Source organism: Roseateles koreensis, from assembly GCF_028595305.1.
Taxonomy (GTDB): domain Bacteria; phylum Pseudomonadota; class Gammaproteobacteria; order Burkholderiales; family Burkholderiaceae_C; genus Paucibacter_A; species Paucibacter_A koreensis.
Window position 1 is genome coordinate 229,746 of the sequence record NZ_JAQQXS010000008.1, and the last position, 19,361, is coordinate 249,106.

Sequence of the window (19,361 nt, forward strand, 5' to 3'; positions counted from 1 at the left end):
GGCTGAAACTCAGGTGCTGACGCAACGTTTTCAGCGCTCGCCCGCGGGGCGGGTCGAAGTGCAGGCCCGTCAGCTGGGCCTCTCACGCAGTGCTCGCAATCTCTTGCTGGTGCTGGATGCCACCCGCCCGGCGGGTGAATGGCTGGGGCTGGTTCAAGGGGCGACCGAGGCCGATCTGGCGCAGTTGCTGGCGCACGGCTTGTTGACGGATACAGCCGCTGCCGCTGTTACTACTACCGTCACGCCGGCCACCGCCGAAGTTCTTCAAACGCCCGCGCGCCCGGAGCCTTTTGAGGCGACCTTGCCCGCCGAGGCGGCTGCGCCCACGCAATCCGGCCTGGGCCATGCCGAGCTCTACGGCTTCATGACCCGCCATGCCAAGCAGTATCTGGGCTTGATCAAGGGGTATCGCATGGTGCTGGAGGTCGAGCGCTGTGCCGATCTGGCGGCCTTGCGCAACATGGCTGATCGCTTTGTGGGTGAGGTTCAACAAGCGCAAGGCGAGGTGGTCGCGGAGCAGGTCCGGCGCGCCTTGGGGATGCGGGCCTGAACTTGCGGCACACTTGAGGGCACGTACTTCACGCCCTGCCATGCTGCCCCGTCTACACGTCGATATTCCACTGACCGCATCCTCGGACGGTCCTGACTCTACCCTCCGTGAACTGAACCTGCCTGCGGGCGCGGCGCGCCACGTGCAGGTGTTGCGCCTGCAGCCCGGCGCTGCGCTCACCTTGTTTGATGGCTCCGGTTTTGAATGGCAGGCAGAGGTGCTACGTATGGGCCGCAGCGAGGTGACGGTTCATTTGCATGCCCGTCAATGGGTGCACCGCGAACTGCCTCACGCCGTGACCCTGTGCGTGGTGATGCCCGCCAACGACCGGATGGACGGTGTCATCGAGAAGGCAACCGAGTTGGGTGCGGCGGCGGTCCAACCGTTGATGAGCGAGCGCTCGGTGCTGCGCTTGGCGGGTGAGCGCGCCGACAAAAAGCAAGCGCACTGGCAAGGCGTGGCGGTGGCCGCCTGTGAGCAAAGCGGGCGCAGTGTGGTGCCCCGAATCGAGTCGGTACAAACACTGGCGCAGTGGCTGCACAAACTGCCGCCCCACGACCCGCAGCAACAGCGCCGCTGGTTGCTCAGCCCGACGGCAGCCAAGCCCTTGCGTGAACTGGCGCAAACCCCCGCGCAGGCCCAAGCTACTTCAACCCTGGTTTTGTCTGGCCCTGAAGGTGGCTTGAGTCCTGCCGAAGAACAATCGGCACGAGCGCTGGGATTTGAGGCCGTGCAACTGGGGCCGCGCATTCTGCGTGCCGACACCGCGCCGTTGGCGGTGCTGGGCTGGCTGGCGCTGCAGTCCGTTTAGTCCGTTTGAGAAGCCCTTCGGCTCAGGCCGTGGTGCCTTCCTCGCCCGTGGGCTTGGGCGTTCGTGCCGAGCCTTTGACCAGGTCGAAACGGAATAGGCGGCACTCGATCGGGCCATTCCACATCGGCACGCGCCGGGATTCTTTCAGGCGCATTTTGCTGGGCAACTTCATGTCGGGGCACAGCAGCCAAGCGGTCCAGCCTGCGGGGTTCTCGGTGTAGCTGCGCTTCCAGTGGGCGGACAAGCGGGGGAAGAAGTCTTCCTCTGCATCGCGCTGCTCAGAGCCTGACGCGTCGCGGTAGGCCGCTGCTTTACCGCGCACCTCAATGCGCTCGCCGTAAGGCGGGTTCATCATCAAAGTGCCTGGCATGCCTTCGGGCAATTCGGGCGCGGAGCGTTCCAGCGCATCGCCGCCGTTGAATTGGATGTACTGGGCCACACCGGCACGTTCGGCGTTGCGGCGGGCGAAGTCCACCATGCGGAAGGCCACATCGCTGCAGAAGATGGGCACGGCAGGCGCATGTTCACGGTCTTTGGCGGCTTGCTTGATGGCTTGCCAACGACCGCGCAGGGGCACAAAGGGCAGTTGCCGCTCGAAGGCGAAGCGGCGTTGCATGCCGGCCGCCATGCCGCAGGCAATCTGCGCGGCTTCTACCGCGATGGTGCCGGAGCCGCAGCAGGGGTCGTGCAAGGCGCCGCCCGTCTCGGGCGTGCCCTTCCAACCTGCGGCGGCCAGCATGGCGGCTGCCAGTGTCTCTTTGAGCGGGGCGTCACCCTTGTCTTCGCGCCAACCGCGCTTGAAAAGGGGTTCGCCCGAGGTGTCCACATACAGCGTGGCGTACTCTTCGCTCAAGTGCAGCATCACGGGCAGGTCCGGGAAGCGCGTGTCCACGCTGGGCCGCTCGCCATGCACATCACGCAACACATCGCAGATGGCATCTTTGACCCGCAGGGTGGCGAAGTTCAAGCTGCGCAGCGGCGAGCGTTGCGCCGTTGTGTCCACCCGAATGGTTTCGGCCGGGGTGATCCATTTCGACCAATCCACCCGCAAGGCCAACGCATAGATATCGTCCTCATGACGGTAGCCCCCGTCGATCAACTCGATCAGCACCCGTTGCGCCAATCGGCTCTCCAGATTGAGCTTCATGACCCCTTCCAGATTGCTGCGCACGGCCACGCCACCGCGCAAGGCTTCTGTGTGTGCGCCGGGCAAAATGCCACGCACCTCGGCTTCGAGCCAGGGCTCGACGCCTGAGGCGCAGGAAACAAACAGGTGCAATTTATCGGTGGCTAGCATGGGCGGGCAAGTTCCTGCAGCGCAGCGGCTGCCTGAAGTGGAAAAGGTCGGACAAGGGTGGATTGTCCCAGTTTGAGGCGACGCCCGCCCGCCACTTCGCAGTTTGGACGTTCAAGAGCCGGTCAACCCGCGCAGTCGAGGACCTTGAATTCAACCCGCCGGTCGATGGCGTCCCGTGCGTCGTCGCTTCCGCTGCCGACCAGATTGTCCAGCCACCCCCGGCCTTGGGTGCTCAGTCGGCCACTGAGCCCGGCTTGTTTTTCCACCATCAAATTTCGCACACGATCGCTGCGTGCAAGGGACAACTGCCGGTTGAATGCTTCTGTGCCGCTGCGGCTGGTGTGGCCGGTGATTTCAAGGCAATGGGTACCGGCGGCGACCTGGCTGGAGATTTCCGTCAGCCAGAAGTCGTAGGCGCTGCTGACCGCAGAGTCTGCCCAGAAGGCGGTCTGCCCGGGCATGAACAGGAATTTGACGGCCAACGTTCGGCTCGCCAGGCCCGTTGCAACCATGTGATGAAAGGCCTGGTGGGCCTGCGCCTGCTGCCCCAGCTTCAGGTGGGACAGGTATTGGCCGTTGTAGGCCCGCAGCGACTGGCCGCCCCATTGCGCGGCGGCTTCGAACATGCGCAGTGCGTGGGCATACGCTCCCGTGGCATAGGCGTCCTGGCCTTGGGCGAGCAGCGTCTGGGTCACCATGTCGTCGTGCGTACTTTCCTTGATGGTGTTCCCTTGGCGTTCAGACAACAAGGTGCCCGGTCTGGCGGGCAGCAGAACGGGGCTGTCTTGAAAGTACGGCGCCGGCAACGAAGCCGCCGAGTCAATGTGCACGGGGCCATGCTGGCGGGCGAGAACCTGGTGGGAGTTCAGGTCAATCAGCGACAACGTCAGCACCCAGGTGCTTGGGCCGGGCGGCTTCTCAGCAGCGAGGTGTTGTCGGGATTCGAGGAGGTGTGACGATGTTGGCTTGTGAGACAAGGTGCCCGTCAGCAAGAGTGTCGTTGGCAGTGGGTCGCCGGTTTGTAGGGGCGGGATTTCGCGCAGTTCGAATTCGGTTTCGAGCGCGCTCAGTCGTGCGGCCAGCCAATGCCGAACCTGTGCGCTTGCCCGCGTGCCCTGTTGCATGAAGGGGCTGGCAGGCGTGGCCGGAGCGCCCTCGGTCGGGCCGATTTGATCTGTGATGGCTCCCACGCTCACCCGCTGGCGGCCTGGCCCGATGAGTACAGACTTGGCTTGAGCACGCCATTGCGCAAGCAGGCTTTCGGTCACAACTTGCACTTCGTGCTCGAAGACGGATTGCGGGGTGGGTGGTGCCGGTGGCGGCGAATTGCAGGCACCCAGTTGCAGGAACAAGAGCACGAGCATGAGCAGCGCACTGGTGCGCGCCAGGTCGTGGCGCGTCAGCGCAGCAAAAAGGGGGCGAGGTGTCATCGGCATTGCGATTCCAGGGTCAGGCGGTCTTGGGTGCTCAATGTTTCACCCAGCGACCAACGCACCAGCAACTGGCTGCACTCGGCGCTGGCATGCTGCGCTTGTGCCGTGGGCCGAGTCGCAACAGCGGCCGTGGGCTCCATCTGCATGGCAACGGGCGCCGTAGCTTGGGGGACGGGAACCTCCGCCGTGAAGGTAGCGACTTCAGGCGCAGCATGTTCGGCAATGGGTTGGGCCATGTGTACAGCGTTGTGTGTGGCAGTCGGTGTAGATCCCGACGGGATGGCCACCGTGATGCGGGGTGTTGCTGTCAGAGCCGGGGTAGGCGCCCATCGATCTGCAGTCGGACGATGCAGCAGGACTCCAAGGCTCAAGGTGGCCAGCGCCAACAGGCCGGTCCAGGCGCCAACGCGTGCGCATCGGCGTTGTGTTGCGTCGGATGTATTGAGCTTGGGTTTGCTGATCGACTCGGTACGCGGTGAGTGATGTGCAGCGACTGCTGCAGGCACCGGTGCTGGAGCCGTTGCAGGCACTTCACCCCAGTTTGCCGGTGCGGCAGCACTTGGTGCCTGAGGGTTGGCGGCGAACCCCAGTTCGTTCGCCTGTGCAATCACATGATGGGCTTCGATCAGGGGCTGGGCGTCCATCAGCCATGCAAGCTGGATCATCTGCTGGCACAAGAGCCGAATGCGGCCAGGGTAGCCCTGGGTGTGGCGCCGGATGGCGTCGAGCGCTGCGGGTGTCCACTCCGGGCGTGGCTGATCCGGCAACAACTGCGTGAGTCGATTGCGGATCAAGGCATCGGCTTCTTTCTGTGGCAGCGGTGCCAGTTGAAAGCTTGGCCCCAATTCGGCGACAAATGCCTGTAGCGCCGGTGCGTTCAGGCGCTGAAGCAAGGCGGTCTGACCGACCCAGATCATGCGCAGCGTGCCCTGCCACCGCCTTTGCGCCTGGTGGAGTCTGAGCAGGGCGACGAGCGCGTCGTGCGTCAGGCTCTGTGCTTCGTCAATGATCAGCAAGGCGGCCTCGCCATTGCGGGTCCATTGCTTGAGTTGCTCGTGAAGCCAGCTTTCGGACGGTGTTGCCCCATTCCGTTGCGGCATGCCAAAGGCGTAGCTGATGGACTGCAGGATTTCCGGCCCGCTCAAAGCCGTGAAGCTGAGGCTGGCGATGTGCGCTGGGGCTTGCCGGTCCTGCATTGCCATGCGCAGCAAGTGGGTTTTGCCTGCGCCTGCGGCCCCTGTCAGGAGCACGATGCCGCGCCCTGAAGCCAGGCTGGCGCACAGTTTTAAGCGCAGCAACTCGAGCGATGCACAGGGCAAGTCGTCGCATGCTTGTTCAGGCTGCCGTGCAGGCGCCGCATGCCCGGCCTCGGGCAGTCGGCTTGGAGCTTTGGCGTTCACGGCCATGGCGGGGTCCTCATCAATACGCAGCACAGGACGTGGCCCGTGATTGCGATGATTGTGTGGGGGGTGCGCCGCATCGGGGCGGGAGGCTCCCAAGCCGTGTGAACTATGCACGCACGCGTCCCCTGAAGCTGGGACGGGAGTGGGGCAATCAGCGCGAAGACCCGCGCACAAGGCCTCTGTACCGACGGCGGGTGCCTGACGAGCCGTGGGGCACTCCAGGCAGGGGCCCAATCGTCAGGAGGCTTTGCGCAGGTTGGTTGGGGCGATCTTCAGGGCTTCGCGGTATTTGGCCACGGTGCGGCGGGCAACTTGAATGCCTTGCTCTTCCAGCATGCTGGCCAGCGCACTGTCTGACAAGGGCTTGGCAGGATTTTCAGCGTCAACGAACTGCTTGATCAACGCCCGCACGGCCGTGCTGGAGGCATTGCCGCCGGTTTCAGTGCTGAGGCCGGAGCCGAAAAAGTACTTCAGCTCAAAGGTGCCGAAGGTGGTGGCCATGTATTTGGCTGTGGTCACGCGCGAAATGGTGGATTCGTGCAGACCGAGTTCATCGGCGATCTCGCGCAGCACCAGCGGTTTCATTGCCAAAGCGCCGTGCGTGAAGAAGCCTTTTTGCCGTTCAACGATGGCTTTGGAGACCCGCAAGATGGTGTCGAAGCGCTGCTGGATATTCTTGATGAACCAGCGTGCTTCCTGCAATTGGCCACCCAGTGCGCTGTTGGTGATGCCGCCGCGCGTCTGGCGCAGGGCATTGGCATACATCTCGTTGATGCGCAGTTTGGGGGCGACTTCAGGGTTGAGCATCACGCGCAATTCGCGCCCGACTTTGCGCACGATCACGTCGGGCACCACGGCCTGCGCCTGGCCGCGGGCAAACTGCCGGCCGGGCTTGGGCTCCAGGGCGCGGATCATGGCTTGCGCATCCCGCAGCAAGGCGTCGTCGGCACCGGTGAGCAGCATCAAACGCTTTTGATCACGCTTGGCCAGCAGTTCCAGATGCGATTTGCAGATCAGGATGGCGATCACTTGAGCCGGGCTGCGCGGCTGGGCGCGCAGTTGCAGTGTGAGGCATTCCGCCAGATCGCGGGCTCCGACGCCGGCCGGGTCCATGTTTTGTAGCCACTTCAAGGCGATGCGCAGATGGTCTTGCAATTCCTCCAGCGCTTCTTCGTCGCTGGTCAGCGCGCTGGCAATGTCTTCCAGCGAGTCTTCAAGATAGCCATCTTCATTGAGGGACTCGATCAGGACGTGCAAGGCCACGCGATCGGCCTCGCTCAGGCCCATGCCGGCGAGTTGCTGCACCAGATGTTCTTGCAGGCTGATGCCGGCGGACTCCTGATCACTGCGCTCGTCGTCACTGTCGTTGCCCGCACCGGTGCTGTTGTGATTGCTGGGCAACTCGCGAATGCCGTCGAAATCGTCGCCCTCGGTGCCGTTCTCCCAGTCGTCACGCTCGGTGGTGCCGAAGTCTTCGGCCTGAATTTCAGGGGTGGTTTCGACCTCGGCGCCTGCGCCCAATTCATTCTCAGCACCACTGTCGTCGGCCGCGCTGGCCCGAGCAGGTTCGCTGATTTCAGGCGCTGCGACGCTGTAGTCTTCCTCGGTGTCGAGCAGCGGGTTCTGCGCCAGCATCTGGTCGATTTCCTGGTTCAATTCCAGGGTCGACAACTGCAGCAGCCGGATGGATTGCTGCAGCTGCGGGGTCAACGATAAGTGCTGACTCAGCCGGAGTTGGAGGGATTGCTTCATTTCCGCCCATCCGCACCCGCACGGCCCCCCGAAGGGGCCGGTGCGCCCCCTCGGGGGGCCGTGAGCAAAGCGAGCGTGGGGGCAAACATGCTTACATGCGGAAGTTTTCGCCGAGGTAGACCTTGCGCACATCGGCGTTGTCCACAATCTCGGTAGGCCGGCCTTCAGCCAGCACGGCGCCTTCGCTGATGATGTAGGCGCGGTCGCAGATGCCCAGCGTTTCACGCACATTGTGATCGGTGATCAACACACCGATGCCGCGTGCCTTCAGGAAACTGATGATGCGCTGAATCTCCAGCACGGCGATGGGGTCGACCCCGGCAAAGGGTTCGTCCAGCAAAATGAAACGGGGCTGTGTGGCCAGGGCGCGGGCGATTTCAACGCGTCGGCGTTCGCCGCCAGAGAGTGCTGGTGCGGGGCTGTCCCGCAGTTTGTCGATGCTGAGATCGCGCAGCAGGTTTTCCAGCAATTCGTCGATGCGGGCCTTGCTGAAGGCGCGGCCTTCGGCGTCTAGCTGTAACTCCAGCACGGCGCGGATGTTTTCTTCCACATTCAGCTTGCGAAAAATCGAGGCTTCCTGCGGCAAATAGCTCAGGCCCAGGCGGGCACGCTGGTGGATGGGCAGGTGCTGCACTTCTTTACCATCAATGTGGATCACCCCCGCATCGGCCCGCACCAAGCCCACAATCATGTAGAAACTGGTGGTTTTGCCGGCGCCGTTGGGACCCAGCAAACCCACCACTTCGCCGCTGTCCACACTCACATGGACGTTCTTGACGACTTTGCGGACGCCATAGGTTTTCGCCAAGCCTTGCGCGTCGAGGCGGCTGCGCGCAACGTCGGGGGAGGCGGGCGTCATGATGGCTTTTTGCCGGCGGGCAGGCTGGTGCTGGGCTGCAAGCTCAAGCCGGGCGTGGGCGCGGACGGTGTGTCCGCCGCAGCGGGAGTTGCCGGGCCGCCTCGCGGCATCATGACCACGCGAACACGCCCTGTCGGATGCGGCGAGCTTTGACCACCGTCGAGCGTGAACACCTCGCTGCGGTTGTCATAGACGATCAGGGCGCCGCTGACTTCATCGGCCACAGCGGTGCCCACCGTCCGGTGCACGACGGCATTCCCGATGAAGCGCACGGTGTCGCTACGGGTGTCGTATTCCACTTGATCGGCAAACCCTTCCACGGCTTCGCCGGGGATGTCGCGTGCCTGGCGAAATTTGACCTGTTGCCCGGTCTGCCCGTTGGCATAGGCTTGAAAGTAGCCGTCGCCGGTTTCACGCACATCAATGCGTTCGGCCCGCAGCAGCAGGCTGCCTTTGCTCAGCACCACATTGCCGTTGAACTCGGTGCGTTGGCGCGCCATGTCGATGAGGCCGCCTTTGTCGGAGGCAATGCTCAGGGGCTTGAACTGATCGGCCTTTTCCGCGAAGGCGGGTGAGGTGCCAACACCCAGGCATAGCATCAAACTCAGGCTGAGGCCACGGGCGATGCATGTGGGGGGGGCGGCTTTGCGGGGTTGGGAGGGGTTCATGGCGGCACAATTCTTGCAGACCATTCTAGTGCCTGCCGATGGGCTTGCGCCGCAAGGATGCCGGGGCCGTATCAATGGTGCATCGCATTCAGCTGAAAAGGGTGCCCTGAGTTGGGTCACAGTGTCGGGCGGGACGGCCCTCGGTGCCCGAGGAGTCTCACGGGGCCGCCGAGTCTGAGATCGAGTCCGTTTGGGTTCGATCCCTAGGCCACGGCCCCGCCTGGCTTCAGCCCTTGTTACGCAGCTGCTTGATCAAGAAGTCCACCACCGCCAAAGACTGCTGACCGTTGACTTGCTCAGTGGCGCCGCGGGTGCCAGCGATGGCGGGTGATGTCAGGAATTTGCCGGCCACGCCCAGCGCCGGCACGCCGTCAATGCGGTAGTCCTCCGACAACTTGGTAGCTTGCGCGCACTTGGTCTGCACGCCGAAGGAGTTATAGGCGGCTGTGAATTTGGCGACGTCCAGGCCCAGGCTACCTGCCAGGGCGATCGTGGCTTTTTCGTCGTCCGGCATATTGCGCTGGAAGGCGTTGAACACAGCGGTGTGGACTTCCGCCTCCTTGCCCATGGCTTCCAGGGCGAAGAACAAGCGCTGGTGAATTTTGATGTTGGCGCGAAAACCCACATGCACCCGACGGAAGCTGACGTCCGCTGGCAGCTGCTTGACCCAGCTTTCCAGCACGGGATCAAAGGCATAGCAGTGAGGGCAACCGTACCAGAAAAACTCGATCACCTCGATTTTGCCGGGCGTCGTCGGCAATGCCTGGCTGAGTCGCAGGTATTGCTTGCCTTCAGCCGGGCCGCCTTGAGCCTGGGCCATGCCCGGCAAGCCCAAGGTCGCCAGACCGAGTGCGGAGAGGCTCAGCTTGGCTGAAAAGTCACGACGCTGCATGAGAGGTGTCCTTTGAACTTTTAACTTTGAAAAACGAAGACGGCGAAAGTGCGTGTTCGCCGGGCAATATAACGTCAACGTTTGACGGTCACGAGGTTTGCTTCCATGCCGGCAGCTTCGATCTTGTGCTGCAGGCCTTCGGCTTCATCACGCGCGTCCATGGGGCCGAGGCGGACGCGGAACACAGTGCGCCCCGATTGTTCCCGTTCCGTGATCTTGGCGCTGAAGCCTTGCATGGCTAATTTGGCGCGCTGGGCTTCGGCGTCCTCAGCGCGGGTGAAGGCGCCGGCCTGTACAAAGTAAACGTTAGGGTCAGCGGCGGCTGTTGCGACGGCTTTGGCGTCGGCTTTCTTGTCGGCCACTTTGTCCGCGGGCTTGTCGGTAGCGCTCTTGTCATTGCCCTTTTCGGACGCCTTTTCAACAGGTTTTGCCGGCGTTGGCGTCAGCACCTGTGTTGGCGCGGGCGCCGGTGCCGGGGCAGGAGCGGCCGTGACGGGCGGCGTCTCGGCAGGCATGCTCACCACGCCACTGGCGGCCTTGGCTCCGGCTTTGCCCGCCAGCGGTGCGTTGGGGTCCCAATTTTTGTTGCGGGCGGCCTCTTCGGCGTCTTGTTCCGCAGTGCGTTGGGGCACCTTGTTGACGAAGGGAATTGGTACCTTGGTGATGTAGAGCGCCACACCCAGGGCCACGGCCAGGCCCACCAGCAGGCCGACGATCAGCCCCAGAACAAAACCGCCTTTTTGACTCTTGTTCGACCCAGTGCTCATGTGTTCTCCGTCACAGCCTCACGTGCCATCACCTCAGGGGCGCTGACGCCCAGAACCGCCAAGGCGTTGGCAATCACCTGCCGGGTTGCGGCCAGCAGCGCCACACGGGCTTGTGTCAACTCGGGGGTCTGGTCCAGCACGCGCTCGGCCGCATAGTAGCTGTGATAGCTGCCGGCCAAGTCACGCAGATAGAAGGTGAGGTCATGCGGCGCCAGCCCTTCGGCGGCGCGGGTCAACATGGCCGGGTAGTCGGCCAGCTTGAGCATCAGCGCCGCTTCGGTTGGGGCAGTCAGCAGGCTCAGGTCGGCTTGTGTCAGTGTGCTTTCGACACCGCCGCGCGTCACCCAGTTGCGAATCACCGAGCAGATGCGTGCATGCGCGTACTGCACGTAGAACACGGGGTTCTCGTCGTTTTGCTTCAGGGCCAGGTCGATGTCGAAGGTGAATTCGGTGTCGGCCTTGCGGCTGATCAGGAAGAAGCGCACCGCGTCACGGCTGGTCCAGTCAATGAGGTCGCGCATCGTGACATAACTGCCGGCCCGCTTGGATAGCTTGACCTCCACGCCGCCCTTCATAACCAGCACCATCTTGTGCAGCACGTAGTCGGGAAAGCCTTGGGGGATGCCCACGCCCGCCGCTTGCAGGCCACCGCGCACCCGGGCGACCGTGCCGTGGTGGTCGGTGCCTTGCACGTTGATGCACTTGGTGTAGCCGCGCTGGAACTTGTTGATGTGATACGCCACGTCCGGCAGGAAGTAGGTGTAAGTGCCGTCGGACTTGCGCATCACGCGGTCTTTATCGTCCCCGTAGTCGGTTGTGCGCAGCCACAGCGCGCCACCCTCTTCGAAGGTCTTGCCCGAGGCTTCCAGCTTGGCGACGGTGGACTCCACCGCGCCGGTTTGGTACAAGCTCGACTCCAGAAAATAGTTGTCGAACTGAACGCCCACGGCTTGCAAGTCCAGGTCCTGCTCATGGCGCAGATAGGCCACCGCGAACTGGCGGATGCTGTCAAGATCATCCACGTCGCCGGAGGCGGTGAATTCACGGTCGTCGGCTTTGACGGTTTTTTGGGCCAAAAAGTCGTCGGCGATGTCCTGGATGTAGTCGCCGTTATAGGCCGACTCCGGCCAGCCGGCATCTCCCGGCTTGAGGCCCTTGAGCCGGCATTGGGTGGAGTTGGCCAGGGTGGCGATTTGCACGCCGGCGTCGTTGTAATAGAACTCGCGGGTGACTTGCGAGCCCTGCGTCTGGAACAGGCTGCAGATGGCATCACCCAAGGCCGCTTGGCGGGCGTGGCCCAAATGCAGCGGGCCGGTGGGGTTGGCGGAGACAAATTCCACCATCACATGCTGGCCGTTGGCGGCTTGCTTGCCAAAGTCGGCTGCGGCGCCCAGCACCTCGGCTACCACCGCTTGTTTGGCGGCAGGCTTGAGGCGGATGTTGATGAAGCCCGGGCCGGCAATCTCCATTGCATCGACCCAGGCCTGGAAGGCCGGCCGTGCGGTGCACGCATCAATCAGGGCCTGCGCCAGTTCGCGCGGGTTTTTCTTGAGCGGGCGTGCCAGTTGCATGGCGGCCGTGCAGGCAAAGTCGCCCAGGGCGGCTTGCTTGGGGGATTCGAAGGCGGCGGCCAGGGTGGCGCCGGGGCTGAGTTCTTGAATCGCTTCGGCCAGGGCGGCGAGCAGTTCTTGCTTGGCTTGGATCATGGCGAGATTCTAAGGGGAGCCCGGTCGTGAACGGCTGCCCGGGTTTCGACCCTGGGCGTGTTCGACTTGCGACGAAGGGGTGTGAGAAGGTCCTATGATTCACTGCATGTCTAACGACGCATCTCTACCGCATGAGCCTCGGCTCGACTTGCCTGCCTACATTGGCAAGTACAAGGTGTCGCGCCGCTTGGGCGAAGGCGCCACCAGCGATGTGTTTCTGGCGAAGGACGAGTTTCACGGCGGCGAGGTGGCGATCAAGCGCATGCGCGCTTGGGCGATTACCAGCCGCACCGGCCAGAGCAGCGATTACGGCATCCGCTTCTATGCGGCGGAGGCGGCACTGGCCGGGCGCCTGCAGCATCCCAATGTGGTCCAGATCCTGGATGCGGTGCCTGATCAGGACGCGCCCTATCTGGTCATGGAGTACGTGCCTGGCTTGACGCTCAAGTCGTTTTGTCGCAGCGACCGCCTGTTGCCGCTCGACCAAATTGTTGAGCTGGGATTCAAATGCGCCATGGCCTTGTCCTATGTATTCAGGCAAGGCGTGATTCACCGCGACGTCAAACCGGCCAATCTGCTGGCCGTGCTCGATACGCAGGGTCAAGTCACGGATGTCAAGGTGAGCGATTTCGGCAGCGCGTTGAATCTGCGCTCCGACGCCACGCAGGTGCATCGCGTGGGCTCGTTGGCTTATATGCCGCCGGAACAGATCGAAGGCGGCGATGTCGACTGCCGTGCTGATATCTATGCCCTGGGCGCCGTGCTTTATCACTTGATCGCCGGCCGGCCGCCGTTTGATGCGCCCAGCCAAATGGCCTTGATGCACCAGATTTATCACCAGGCGCCGGTGTCATTGGTGGGGCAGCGCAGCGGTGTAACGACCGAGTTGGACGGCGTCATCATGCGAGCCCTGGCCAAGCACCCAGAGGCCCGTTACGACAATTGGGAGGACTTTGGTCGCGCCCTGTCAGACCTGGTGACCCGGCAGCTGGTGCCTCTGGCGCGCCTGTATGAAGTGAAGGATTCTGAGCGCTTCAATATGCTGCGCGATCTGGAATTTTTTGCCGACTTCGGCGATGTTGAACTGTGGGAGGTCGTGCATCGCGGGCGTTGGCGGCGCTTCCCCGAAGGGCATGCCCTGTTCAAACGGGGCCAGGAGGGCAACACCTTCCACATCATTGCCCAAGGCGGGGTTGAGGTGTTCCGCGAGGGGGCCTTGGTGGCCCAGCTTGGTAAAGGCACCTCGGTCGGTGAGATGGCTTACTTGGCGCCCAACCCGGCGTTGCGGCAACACAGTGCCGACGTGCGTGTGAAAGAGGTCTGCATCACCATTTCATTCACCCCGGAGTCGCTGGGTTTGCTGAGTCCGGAGTGCCAGCACCGCTTCGACCGCGCTTTCATCCAAGTGCTGGTACGGCGCTTGCATGCCGCCCATGAGGCCATGGCTCATCCGCGCAGAATCATGTAAACCAGTCTTGAGCCTGGCGCGTTGCCATGCTTGAATGCTCGCAAATGCACCTGTCAGCTGCAGCTTCAGAAATTGATGCCTCCGTTTTTTGTTCGTTTGTTCATCCCTTTTGTTCAACCGCTAAGGATTGCTCCATGAAGAAATTGATCAGCCTGCTGACCCTTGTGACGCTCACTTTCGCCGGCAGCGCCCATGCGCTGGCAACCGGTAGCAGTTGCGATGCGCAAGCCGCCGAGAAAAAGCTGGCCGGTGCCGCCAAGACAAGCTTCTTGAAAAAGTGCAATGCCGACAATCCGGCCAACGCCAGCTGTGACGCCAAGGCCGCTGAAAAGAAACTGGCTGGCGCCGCCAAGAACAGCTTCGTGAAGAAGTGCGTGGCTGACGGCGCTGGCGCTGCGGCCGCACCAGTTGCAGACGCTAAAGCCAGTTGCGACACCCAAGCCGCCGAGAAGAAGTTGGCCGGCGCGGCCAAGACCAGCTTCGTCACGAAGTGCGTGGCTGACGCGAAGTAAAAGCATGCCGCCCAAACCGATCGGTCGAACGGTTTGGATTGACGGTATTGCCTGTCTGACCCAGCCCTCGTCGTGAGGGCTTTTCTTTGTGGGTTTTGCTGAGCTTCGCGCTTCGCGCTTCGTGGGCGTCAGCGGCCGCCCATACCGCTGGCCGACCAATAGTCGGGGCGCGCGTAGCTGAGCTTCAAAAAATCCACCCACAGCCGCACCCGCAAGGGCAGGTGTTTGCGCTGCGGCACCAAGGCGTAGATGCCGTTGGGCGGGGCGGCAAAGTCCTCCAGCACGGTTTGCAGGCGCCCGGCTGCAATGTCTTGCTCCACCTCCCAGGTGCTGCGCCAAGCCAGCCCCAGGCCGCGCAGGCACCAGTCGCGCAGCACTTGTCCATCGCTGCAGTCGAGCCGCCCTGTGGGGCGCAGGTGGGTGATTTCTCCGTCAATATTGAAGGCCCAGCCGCGCGTTTGGCTGGCGTCGGAGCTGAGCATCAGGCAGGCGTGGCGCGACAACTCCGAGGGGTGTTGCGGCATGCCCGCGCGCTTCAGGTAGGCCGGTGTTGCCACGCAAAGTCGCCGGTTGTCGGCCAGGCGCACACTGACCAGGCTGGAGTCGGGCAGATCACCTACTCGCACGGCACAGTCGTAGCCCTCGCCGGCAATGTCCACCACCCGGTCACTCAGATTGAGCGAGACGCTGACCTCGGGATGCGCGGCGAGAAACTCGGGCACCAGGGGCGCCACGTGCCTGCGCCCAAAACCGGCGGGCGCCGTGACGCGCAGAAATCCGCTGGCTTTGACGCCGCCCGCGCTGACGCTGGACTCCGCATTGGCAAATTCGATCAACAGCCGTTGGCAATCTTCCAGAAAGGCACTGCCCTCGTGCGTGAGGGTGATGCGCCGGGTTGTGCGCAACAGCAGTTTGACACCCAGGCGCGACTCTAGCGCGTCGATGCGCCGGCCCATCACGGCCGGTGCCACACCCTCCAGTTGGGCGGCTGCAGTCAAGCTGCCCCGGGTGGCGACGGATACAAAGGATTCAATCTGCTTGAGGCGGTCCATGAGGCCCGATTGTGCTGCTGCCGAGATGGAAAAGGTCGAGGATTTGTTTGATTCGTGCGTTTTATGTACAAATTCCCTGCGTTGAACGTCATGAATCCGGGTGACAAACTGGCATAAATTAGGGCTATCGATTCTCAGTATTCCGCCAACCCGAGGTTTCAGTCATGAGCACCGCACGTACATCCATTCACGGCCTGCAAGTCGCCACCGAGTTGCATCAATTCATCGAAACCGAGGTGTTGCCGGGCACGGGCGTGGACTCGGCCAAGTTTTGGGCGGGCTTCGATGCGATCGTGAGCGATCTTGCACCCAAAAACGTGGCCTTGCTGGCCGAGCGCGATCGCTTGCAAACGGAGCTGGACGCCTGGCATCGCGCCCATCCCGGCCCCATTCAAGACATGCCGGTCTACCGGGCTTTTCTTGAAAAAATTGGCTACCTGGTGCCCGCCCCTGGTGCCGTGCAAATCAGTACCGCCCAGGTGGATGACGAGCTGGCCATTCAAGCCGGCCCGCAACTGGTGGTGCCCATCTTGAATGCACGTTATGCCTTGAACGCCGCGAACGCGCGATGGGGTTCACTGTACGACGCCTTGTATGGCACCGACGCCATCCCCGAATCGGACGGCGCTGAAAAGGCCGGCCGCTACAACCCCGTGCGCGGCGCCAAGGTCATCGCTTACGCCCGCCAAGTGCTGGACCAAGCGGCCCCCTTGGCACAAGGTTCGCACAAAGATGCCACGGCCTACAGCATCCAGGCCGGCAAGTTGGTGGTGCGCTTGGCCAGCGGCACAAACACGGGCTTGCAAAATCCCGCTCAACTGGTGGGTTACCTCGGCGACGCTGCGGCGCCCCGTTCGGTCTTGTTGCGCCACAACGGCTTGCATCTGGACATCCAGATCGATCGCGGCACAACCATCGGCCAAAGCGACGCCGCGGGCATCAGCGACGTGGTGATGGAGTCCGCCTTGTCCACCATCCTGGACCTGGAAGATTCAGTCGCCGCCGTGGATGCCGAAGACAAAGTGCTGGCCTACCGCAACTGGTTGGGCATCCTGAAGGGCACCCTGACGGAAGAACTTGAAAAAGGCGGCAAGAAGTTAACCCGCCGCCTCAATGCAGACCGCGTGTACACCGCCGCAGACGGCCAAAGCGAGGTCAAGCTGCATGGCCGCTCCTTGATGTTCGTGCGCAATGTCGGCCACTTGATGACCAACCCGGCGATCTTGTATGCCAATGGCAGGGAAATTCCGGAAGGCCTGATGGATGCGGTCATTACGACCACCATCGCCATTCATGATCTGCAGCGCAAGGGCAACTCGCGCAAAGGCTCCGTCTACATCGTCAAGCCCAAGATGCATGGCCCTGCCGAAGTGGCATTTGCCGCTGAAATTTTCGGCCGGGTCGAAGCCCTGCTGGGCTTGCCCGCCGATACCGTCAAGCTGGGCATCATGGACGAAGAACGCCGCACCAGTGTCAACCTCAAGGCTTGCATCGCCGCAGCTGCCAGCCGCGTGGCCTTCATCAACACCGGCTTCCTCGACCGCACGGGCGATGAAATGCATACCGCCATGCAGGCCGGCCCCATGTTCCGCAAGGGCGACATGAAAACCAGCGCATGGATTCAAGCCTACGAGCGCAGCAACGTGCTGACCGGTTTGTCGTGTGGCCTGCGCGGGCGCGCTCAGATTGGTAAAGGCATGTGGGCCATGCCTGACCTGATGGCCGCCATGCTGGAGCAAAAAATTGCCCATCCCAAGGCGGGTGCCAACACCGCCTGGGTGCCGTCACCCACGGCAGCAACCCTGCATGCGCTGCACTATCACCAAGTCAACGTGGCTGAGGTGCAACAAGAACTCGAGAAAATCAATGCCGACGCCGAGCGCGACAGCATTCTCGACAAGCTGTTGCAGATCCCCGTGGTGGCCAAAGCTGAGTGGTCTGCGGCAGACGTTCAACAAGAGCTGGACAACAACGCCCAAGGCATTCTGGGCTACGTTGTGCGCTGGGTGGATCAAGGCGTGGGCTGCTCCAAGGTGTCCGACATCCACAACATCGGCCTGATGGAAGACCGCGCCACCCTGCGCATCTCCAGCCAACACATCGCCAACTGGCTGCACCACGGCGTGACCACCGAAGCCCAGGTGCGCGCCACTTTCGAGCGAATGGCCGCAGTGGTTGACGGCCAAAACGCCAGCGACGCCGCCTACAAGCCCATGGCCGGCCATTTCGGCACCTCTGCCGCCTATCAAGCCGCGCTGGACCTTGTCTTCAAGGGCCTGGCCCAACCCAGCGGATATACCGAACCGTTGTTGCATGCTTGGCGGTTGAGGGTGAAGGCGGGGTGATTGGATCGTAAAAGCCCGCAGGGCGTAGTGCTCTGCGGGCTCGCGTTCTGGCTACCGCAACATTCGTGCTACGGAATCAGCTCAGAATGCTTGGTTGTACCGAACCCAGAAAAATCGGTCGAGTGGCAAATCAGGGTCGACAGACGCTGATGACGAATTGCCGCTGTAGCCCGAATTGGCCGAATAATTGATGCGCGGGCTGATGTTGAACACATTGTTCGCGCCCACCATGATTTTGCCCTTCCACGACGTGTTGTAGCTGATGGTCAAGTCGTTATAGATCATGGCCTTTGTTTTGTTGAATCCGATGCCATCAGACCAAGTGTCGACCGGGTTGCTGCATTCAACGGGCGGTGATGTATCGCTGCCAATATCCCAGCACTGGGTTTTAACCCCGCTGTAATATCGAGTGCCGAAGGAGGCGCCCCAATCGCCTCGGGCCCAGTCAACGGTCATATTGGAACGAAATCGGTAATAGGGGTTGCCAGAGAACTCGCCTATGTAATCGATCCATCCACTATCAGCCGTGCTTTTCACCTTGAAGCTCTTAACGTAGGCCGACTCAGATTTGAAGCTGAACTGCCCCCAGGGCATGGCGGGGAATCGATAATTCAGTGAAAAATCAATACCTTCTGTTTCTTGCTTGCCGAGATTGGCGTTGCCACGATGCAGCGAGTTGATTTGGCCCGTCAGAGGGTCTCGAGTGAGCTTGTTGCAGAAACTGGTGACACCATTGATATAGCACTGGTTCATCACATCGGATGCACTGATACTTTTGATCCTGTTGTCGATGACGATCTTGTACCAATCCAATGAGAAATCCAGCCCTGGTAGAGATGCCGGGCTGTATACAAACCCGAGTGTCTTGGTGACGGCTGTTTCAGGCTTCAAGTCAGCGTTGCCAGCGCCAGACATAAATGGCACTAGGCCTTGAGTTGCCGCAGTCACGGGTGCGCCGGATTGATTCAATTGGCGGTAAGTACTTGGTAAGCCGGCGGCTAAGCAGTTGGCCCGGGTGGCTGCGTTGCCAGCAGCGTCACCTTTGACTGAGTCACAGGGATCGAGGAACGAATCGAAGGTTTGGGAGCCGCCACCAAAGGTGTCGCTCAAGGTGGGGGCACGAAAGCCTTGCGCCCATGTGCCTCGCGTCATCAACTCTTTGATGGGTTTGTAGACGAAACTGGCTTTGCTATTGGTTGTTGCGCCGAAGTTACTGTAATTTGAATGCCGCGTCGCCAAGTTAAGACTCAGCATTTGCGCCAATGGTTGGTCGCGTAATACTGGAACGGCCAATTCAGCATAAATTTCCTTGACGGAGTAGTTGCCCACCGTAGCCTGTGCGGCCAAATCTGTAGAGTAACCCGATTGCTCAAATTGCCCCGGTCGGTCGTAGCCCGCCAGCTGGCGGTGCTCTGCGCCCACCGCGGCGCTGACCGGTCCAGCAGGCAGCGAGAACAATTCTCCCGACATGTCTGCGGTGAGGCTCTTGACCGTACTACCGTAGGTGGCTTGGCCAGTGGACATAACATAGGCCAAGGCCGCGGGTGTTGACGCGCTGGGGCCGCCCAAGATATCAAAGGGCGTGCAACCGGCCAAGGGCAGGGGGTTGGCGGGTGTGCCGCACTGGACAACACCATTGGCGTTCAAGAATGAAGGGCCAAGCGCCTTTTTCAAATTCAGCAAATTGAGATTGCCTGTTGAAACTACCGTGCCACCGGTGTCGCTGTAGTCGGACCTGCAAAATTCGTTTTTCCCAGCGTGTGGCTGAACGAGGTCGTCTCTGTCTGCGCCGTTAGGGAGCGAGTTGAATGCGACGGACATTCTGGTGGGCCATGGCGCCGTTGAG

The 19,361-nt window shown here is 62.0% G+C and carries 16 protein-coding genes; 5 read left to right on the forward strand and 11 right to left on the reverse strand.

Annotation, left to right across the window (positions count from 1 at the left end; genetic code table 11):
• Nucleotides 1–13: 13 nt before the first annotated feature.
• Together PRZ01_RS11025 and PRZ01_RS11030 are read left to right on the forward strand one after the other, a co-directional pair.
• Nucleotides 14–550, forward strand: coding sequence for a hypothetical protein (locus tag PRZ01_RS11025; protein WP_273596833.1), 537 nt, complete (start codon nucleotides 14–16; stop codon nucleotides 548–550).
• 40 nt (nucleotides 551–590) lie between these two features.
• The gene (locus PRZ01_RS11030) at nucleotides 591–1,361 is read left to right on the forward strand and encodes a 16S rRNA (uracil(1498)-N(3))-methyltransferase (RefSeq protein WP_273596834.1); all 771 of its coding nucleotides are present in this window, start codon (nucleotides 591–593) and stop codon (nucleotides 1,359–1,361) included.
• A gap of 22 nt (nucleotides 1,362–1,383) precedes the next feature.
• On the opposite strand, the gene PRZ01_RS11035 is transcribed toward PRZ01_RS11030, so the two are convergent.
• The 9 genes from PRZ01_RS11035 to argS all read right to left on the reverse strand — a co-directional run bounded on the left by PRZ01_RS11035 (nucleotide 1,384) and on the right by argS (nucleotide 12,138).
• A complete protein-coding gene (locus tag PRZ01_RS11035) occupies nucleotides 1,384–2,658 on the reverse strand; it encodes a THUMP domain-containing class I SAM-dependent RNA methyltransferase (protein WP_273596835.1) in 1,275 nt (424 codons plus the stop codon).
• A 122-nt stretch (nucleotides 2,659–2,780) separates the two neighbouring features.
• Nucleotides 2,781–4,094, reverse strand: a complete 1,314-nt coding sequence (locus tag PRZ01_RS11040) for an OmpA family protein (RefSeq protein ID WP_273596836.1) — start codon at nucleotides 4,092–4,094, stop codon at nucleotides 2,781–2,783.
• Nucleotides 4,085–5,497 carry an ExeA family protein gene (locus PRZ01_RS11045; RefSeq protein ID WP_273596837.1) on the reverse strand — a complete coding sequence of 471 codons (1,413 nt, stop codon included), beginning with the start codon at nucleotides 5,495–5,497 and terminating at the stop codon, nucleotides 4,085–4,087. Before PRZ01_RS11045 ends, PRZ01_RS11040 begins: the two co-directional genes overlap by 10 nt.
• Before the next feature lie 234 nt (nucleotides 5,498–5,731).
• Nucleotides 5,732–7,246 (reverse strand): RNA polymerase factor sigma-54, encoded by a 1,515-nt coding sequence (locus PRZ01_RS11050; RefSeq protein WP_273596838.1) that lies wholly within the window; start codon nucleotides 7,244–7,246, stop codon nucleotides 5,732–5,734.
• A 91-nt stretch (nucleotides 7,247–7,337) separates the two neighbouring features.
• Nucleotides 7,338–8,105 carry an LPS export ABC transporter ATP-binding protein gene (gene lptB, locus PRZ01_RS11055; protein WP_273596839.1) on the reverse strand — a complete coding sequence of 256 codons (768 nt, stop codon included), beginning with the start codon at nucleotides 8,103–8,105 and terminating at the stop codon, nucleotides 7,338–7,340.
• Nucleotides 8,102–8,773 carry a lipopolysaccharide transport periplasmic protein LptA gene (gene lptA / locus PRZ01_RS11060; RefSeq protein WP_273596840.1) on the reverse strand — a complete coding sequence of 224 codons (672 nt, stop codon included), beginning with the start codon at nucleotides 8,771–8,773 and terminating at the stop codon, nucleotides 8,102–8,104. The genes lptB and lptA overlap by 4 nt, the downstream gene beginning before the upstream one ends.
• Before the next feature lie 226 nt (nucleotides 8,774–8,999).
• A complete protein-coding gene (locus tag PRZ01_RS11065) occupies nucleotides 9,000–9,665 on the reverse strand; it encodes a thiol:disulfide interchange protein DsbA/DsbL (RefSeq protein ID WP_273596841.1) in 666 nt (221 codons plus the stop codon).
• A 74-nt stretch (nucleotides 9,666–9,739) separates the two neighbouring features.
• The gene (locus tag PRZ01_RS11070) at nucleotides 9,740–10,432 is read right to left on the reverse strand and encodes an SPOR domain-containing protein (RefSeq protein WP_273596842.1); all 693 of its coding nucleotides are present in this window, start codon (nucleotides 10,430–10,432) and stop codon (nucleotides 9,740–9,742) included.
• A complete protein-coding gene (gene argS / locus PRZ01_RS11075) occupies nucleotides 10,429–12,138 on the reverse strand; it encodes an arginine--tRNA ligase (protein WP_273596843.1) in 1,710 nt (569 codons plus the stop codon). Before argS ends, PRZ01_RS11070 begins: the two co-directional genes overlap by 4 nt.
• A gap of 106 nt (nucleotides 12,139–12,244) precedes the next feature.
• On the opposite strand from argS, the gene PRZ01_RS11080 reads away from it, so the two are divergent.
• On the forward strand, nucleotides 12,245–13,606 hold the full coding sequence (locus tag PRZ01_RS11080) for a serine/threonine-protein kinase (protein ID WP_273596844.1): 1,362 nt from the start codon (nucleotides 12,245–12,247) through the stop codon (nucleotides 13,604–13,606).
• A 134-nt stretch (nucleotides 13,607–13,740) separates the two neighbouring features.
• Complete coding sequence (locus PRZ01_RS11085) at nucleotides 13,741–14,118, forward strand: hypothetical protein (protein ID WP_338111466.1); 378 nt, start codon at nucleotides 13,741–13,743, stop codon at nucleotides 14,116–14,118.
• Nucleotides 14,119–14,246: 128 nt separating this feature from the next.
• On the opposite strand, the gene PRZ01_RS11090 is transcribed toward PRZ01_RS11085, so the two are convergent.
• Nucleotides 14,247–15,170, reverse strand: a complete 924-nt coding sequence (locus PRZ01_RS11090) for a LysR family transcriptional regulator (RefSeq protein ID WP_273596845.1) — start codon at nucleotides 15,168–15,170, stop codon at nucleotides 14,247–14,249.
• Between the two features lie 164 nt (nucleotides 15,171–15,334).
• Here PRZ01_RS11090 and PRZ01_RS11095 point away from each other — a divergent pair, with 164 nt between their 5' ends.
• Complete coding sequence (locus tag PRZ01_RS11095; protein WP_273596846.1) at nucleotides 15,335–17,515, forward strand: malate synthase G; 2,181 nt, start codon at nucleotides 15,335–15,337, stop codon at nucleotides 17,513–17,515.
• An 81-nt stretch (nucleotides 17,516–17,596) separates the two neighbouring features.
• On the opposite strand, the gene PRZ01_RS11100 is transcribed toward PRZ01_RS11095, so the two are convergent.
• Nucleotides 17,597–19,361 (reverse strand): TonB-dependent receptor (locus PRZ01_RS11100; protein ID WP_273596847.1); only part of this gene is annotated, 1,765 nt, incomplete at its 5' end.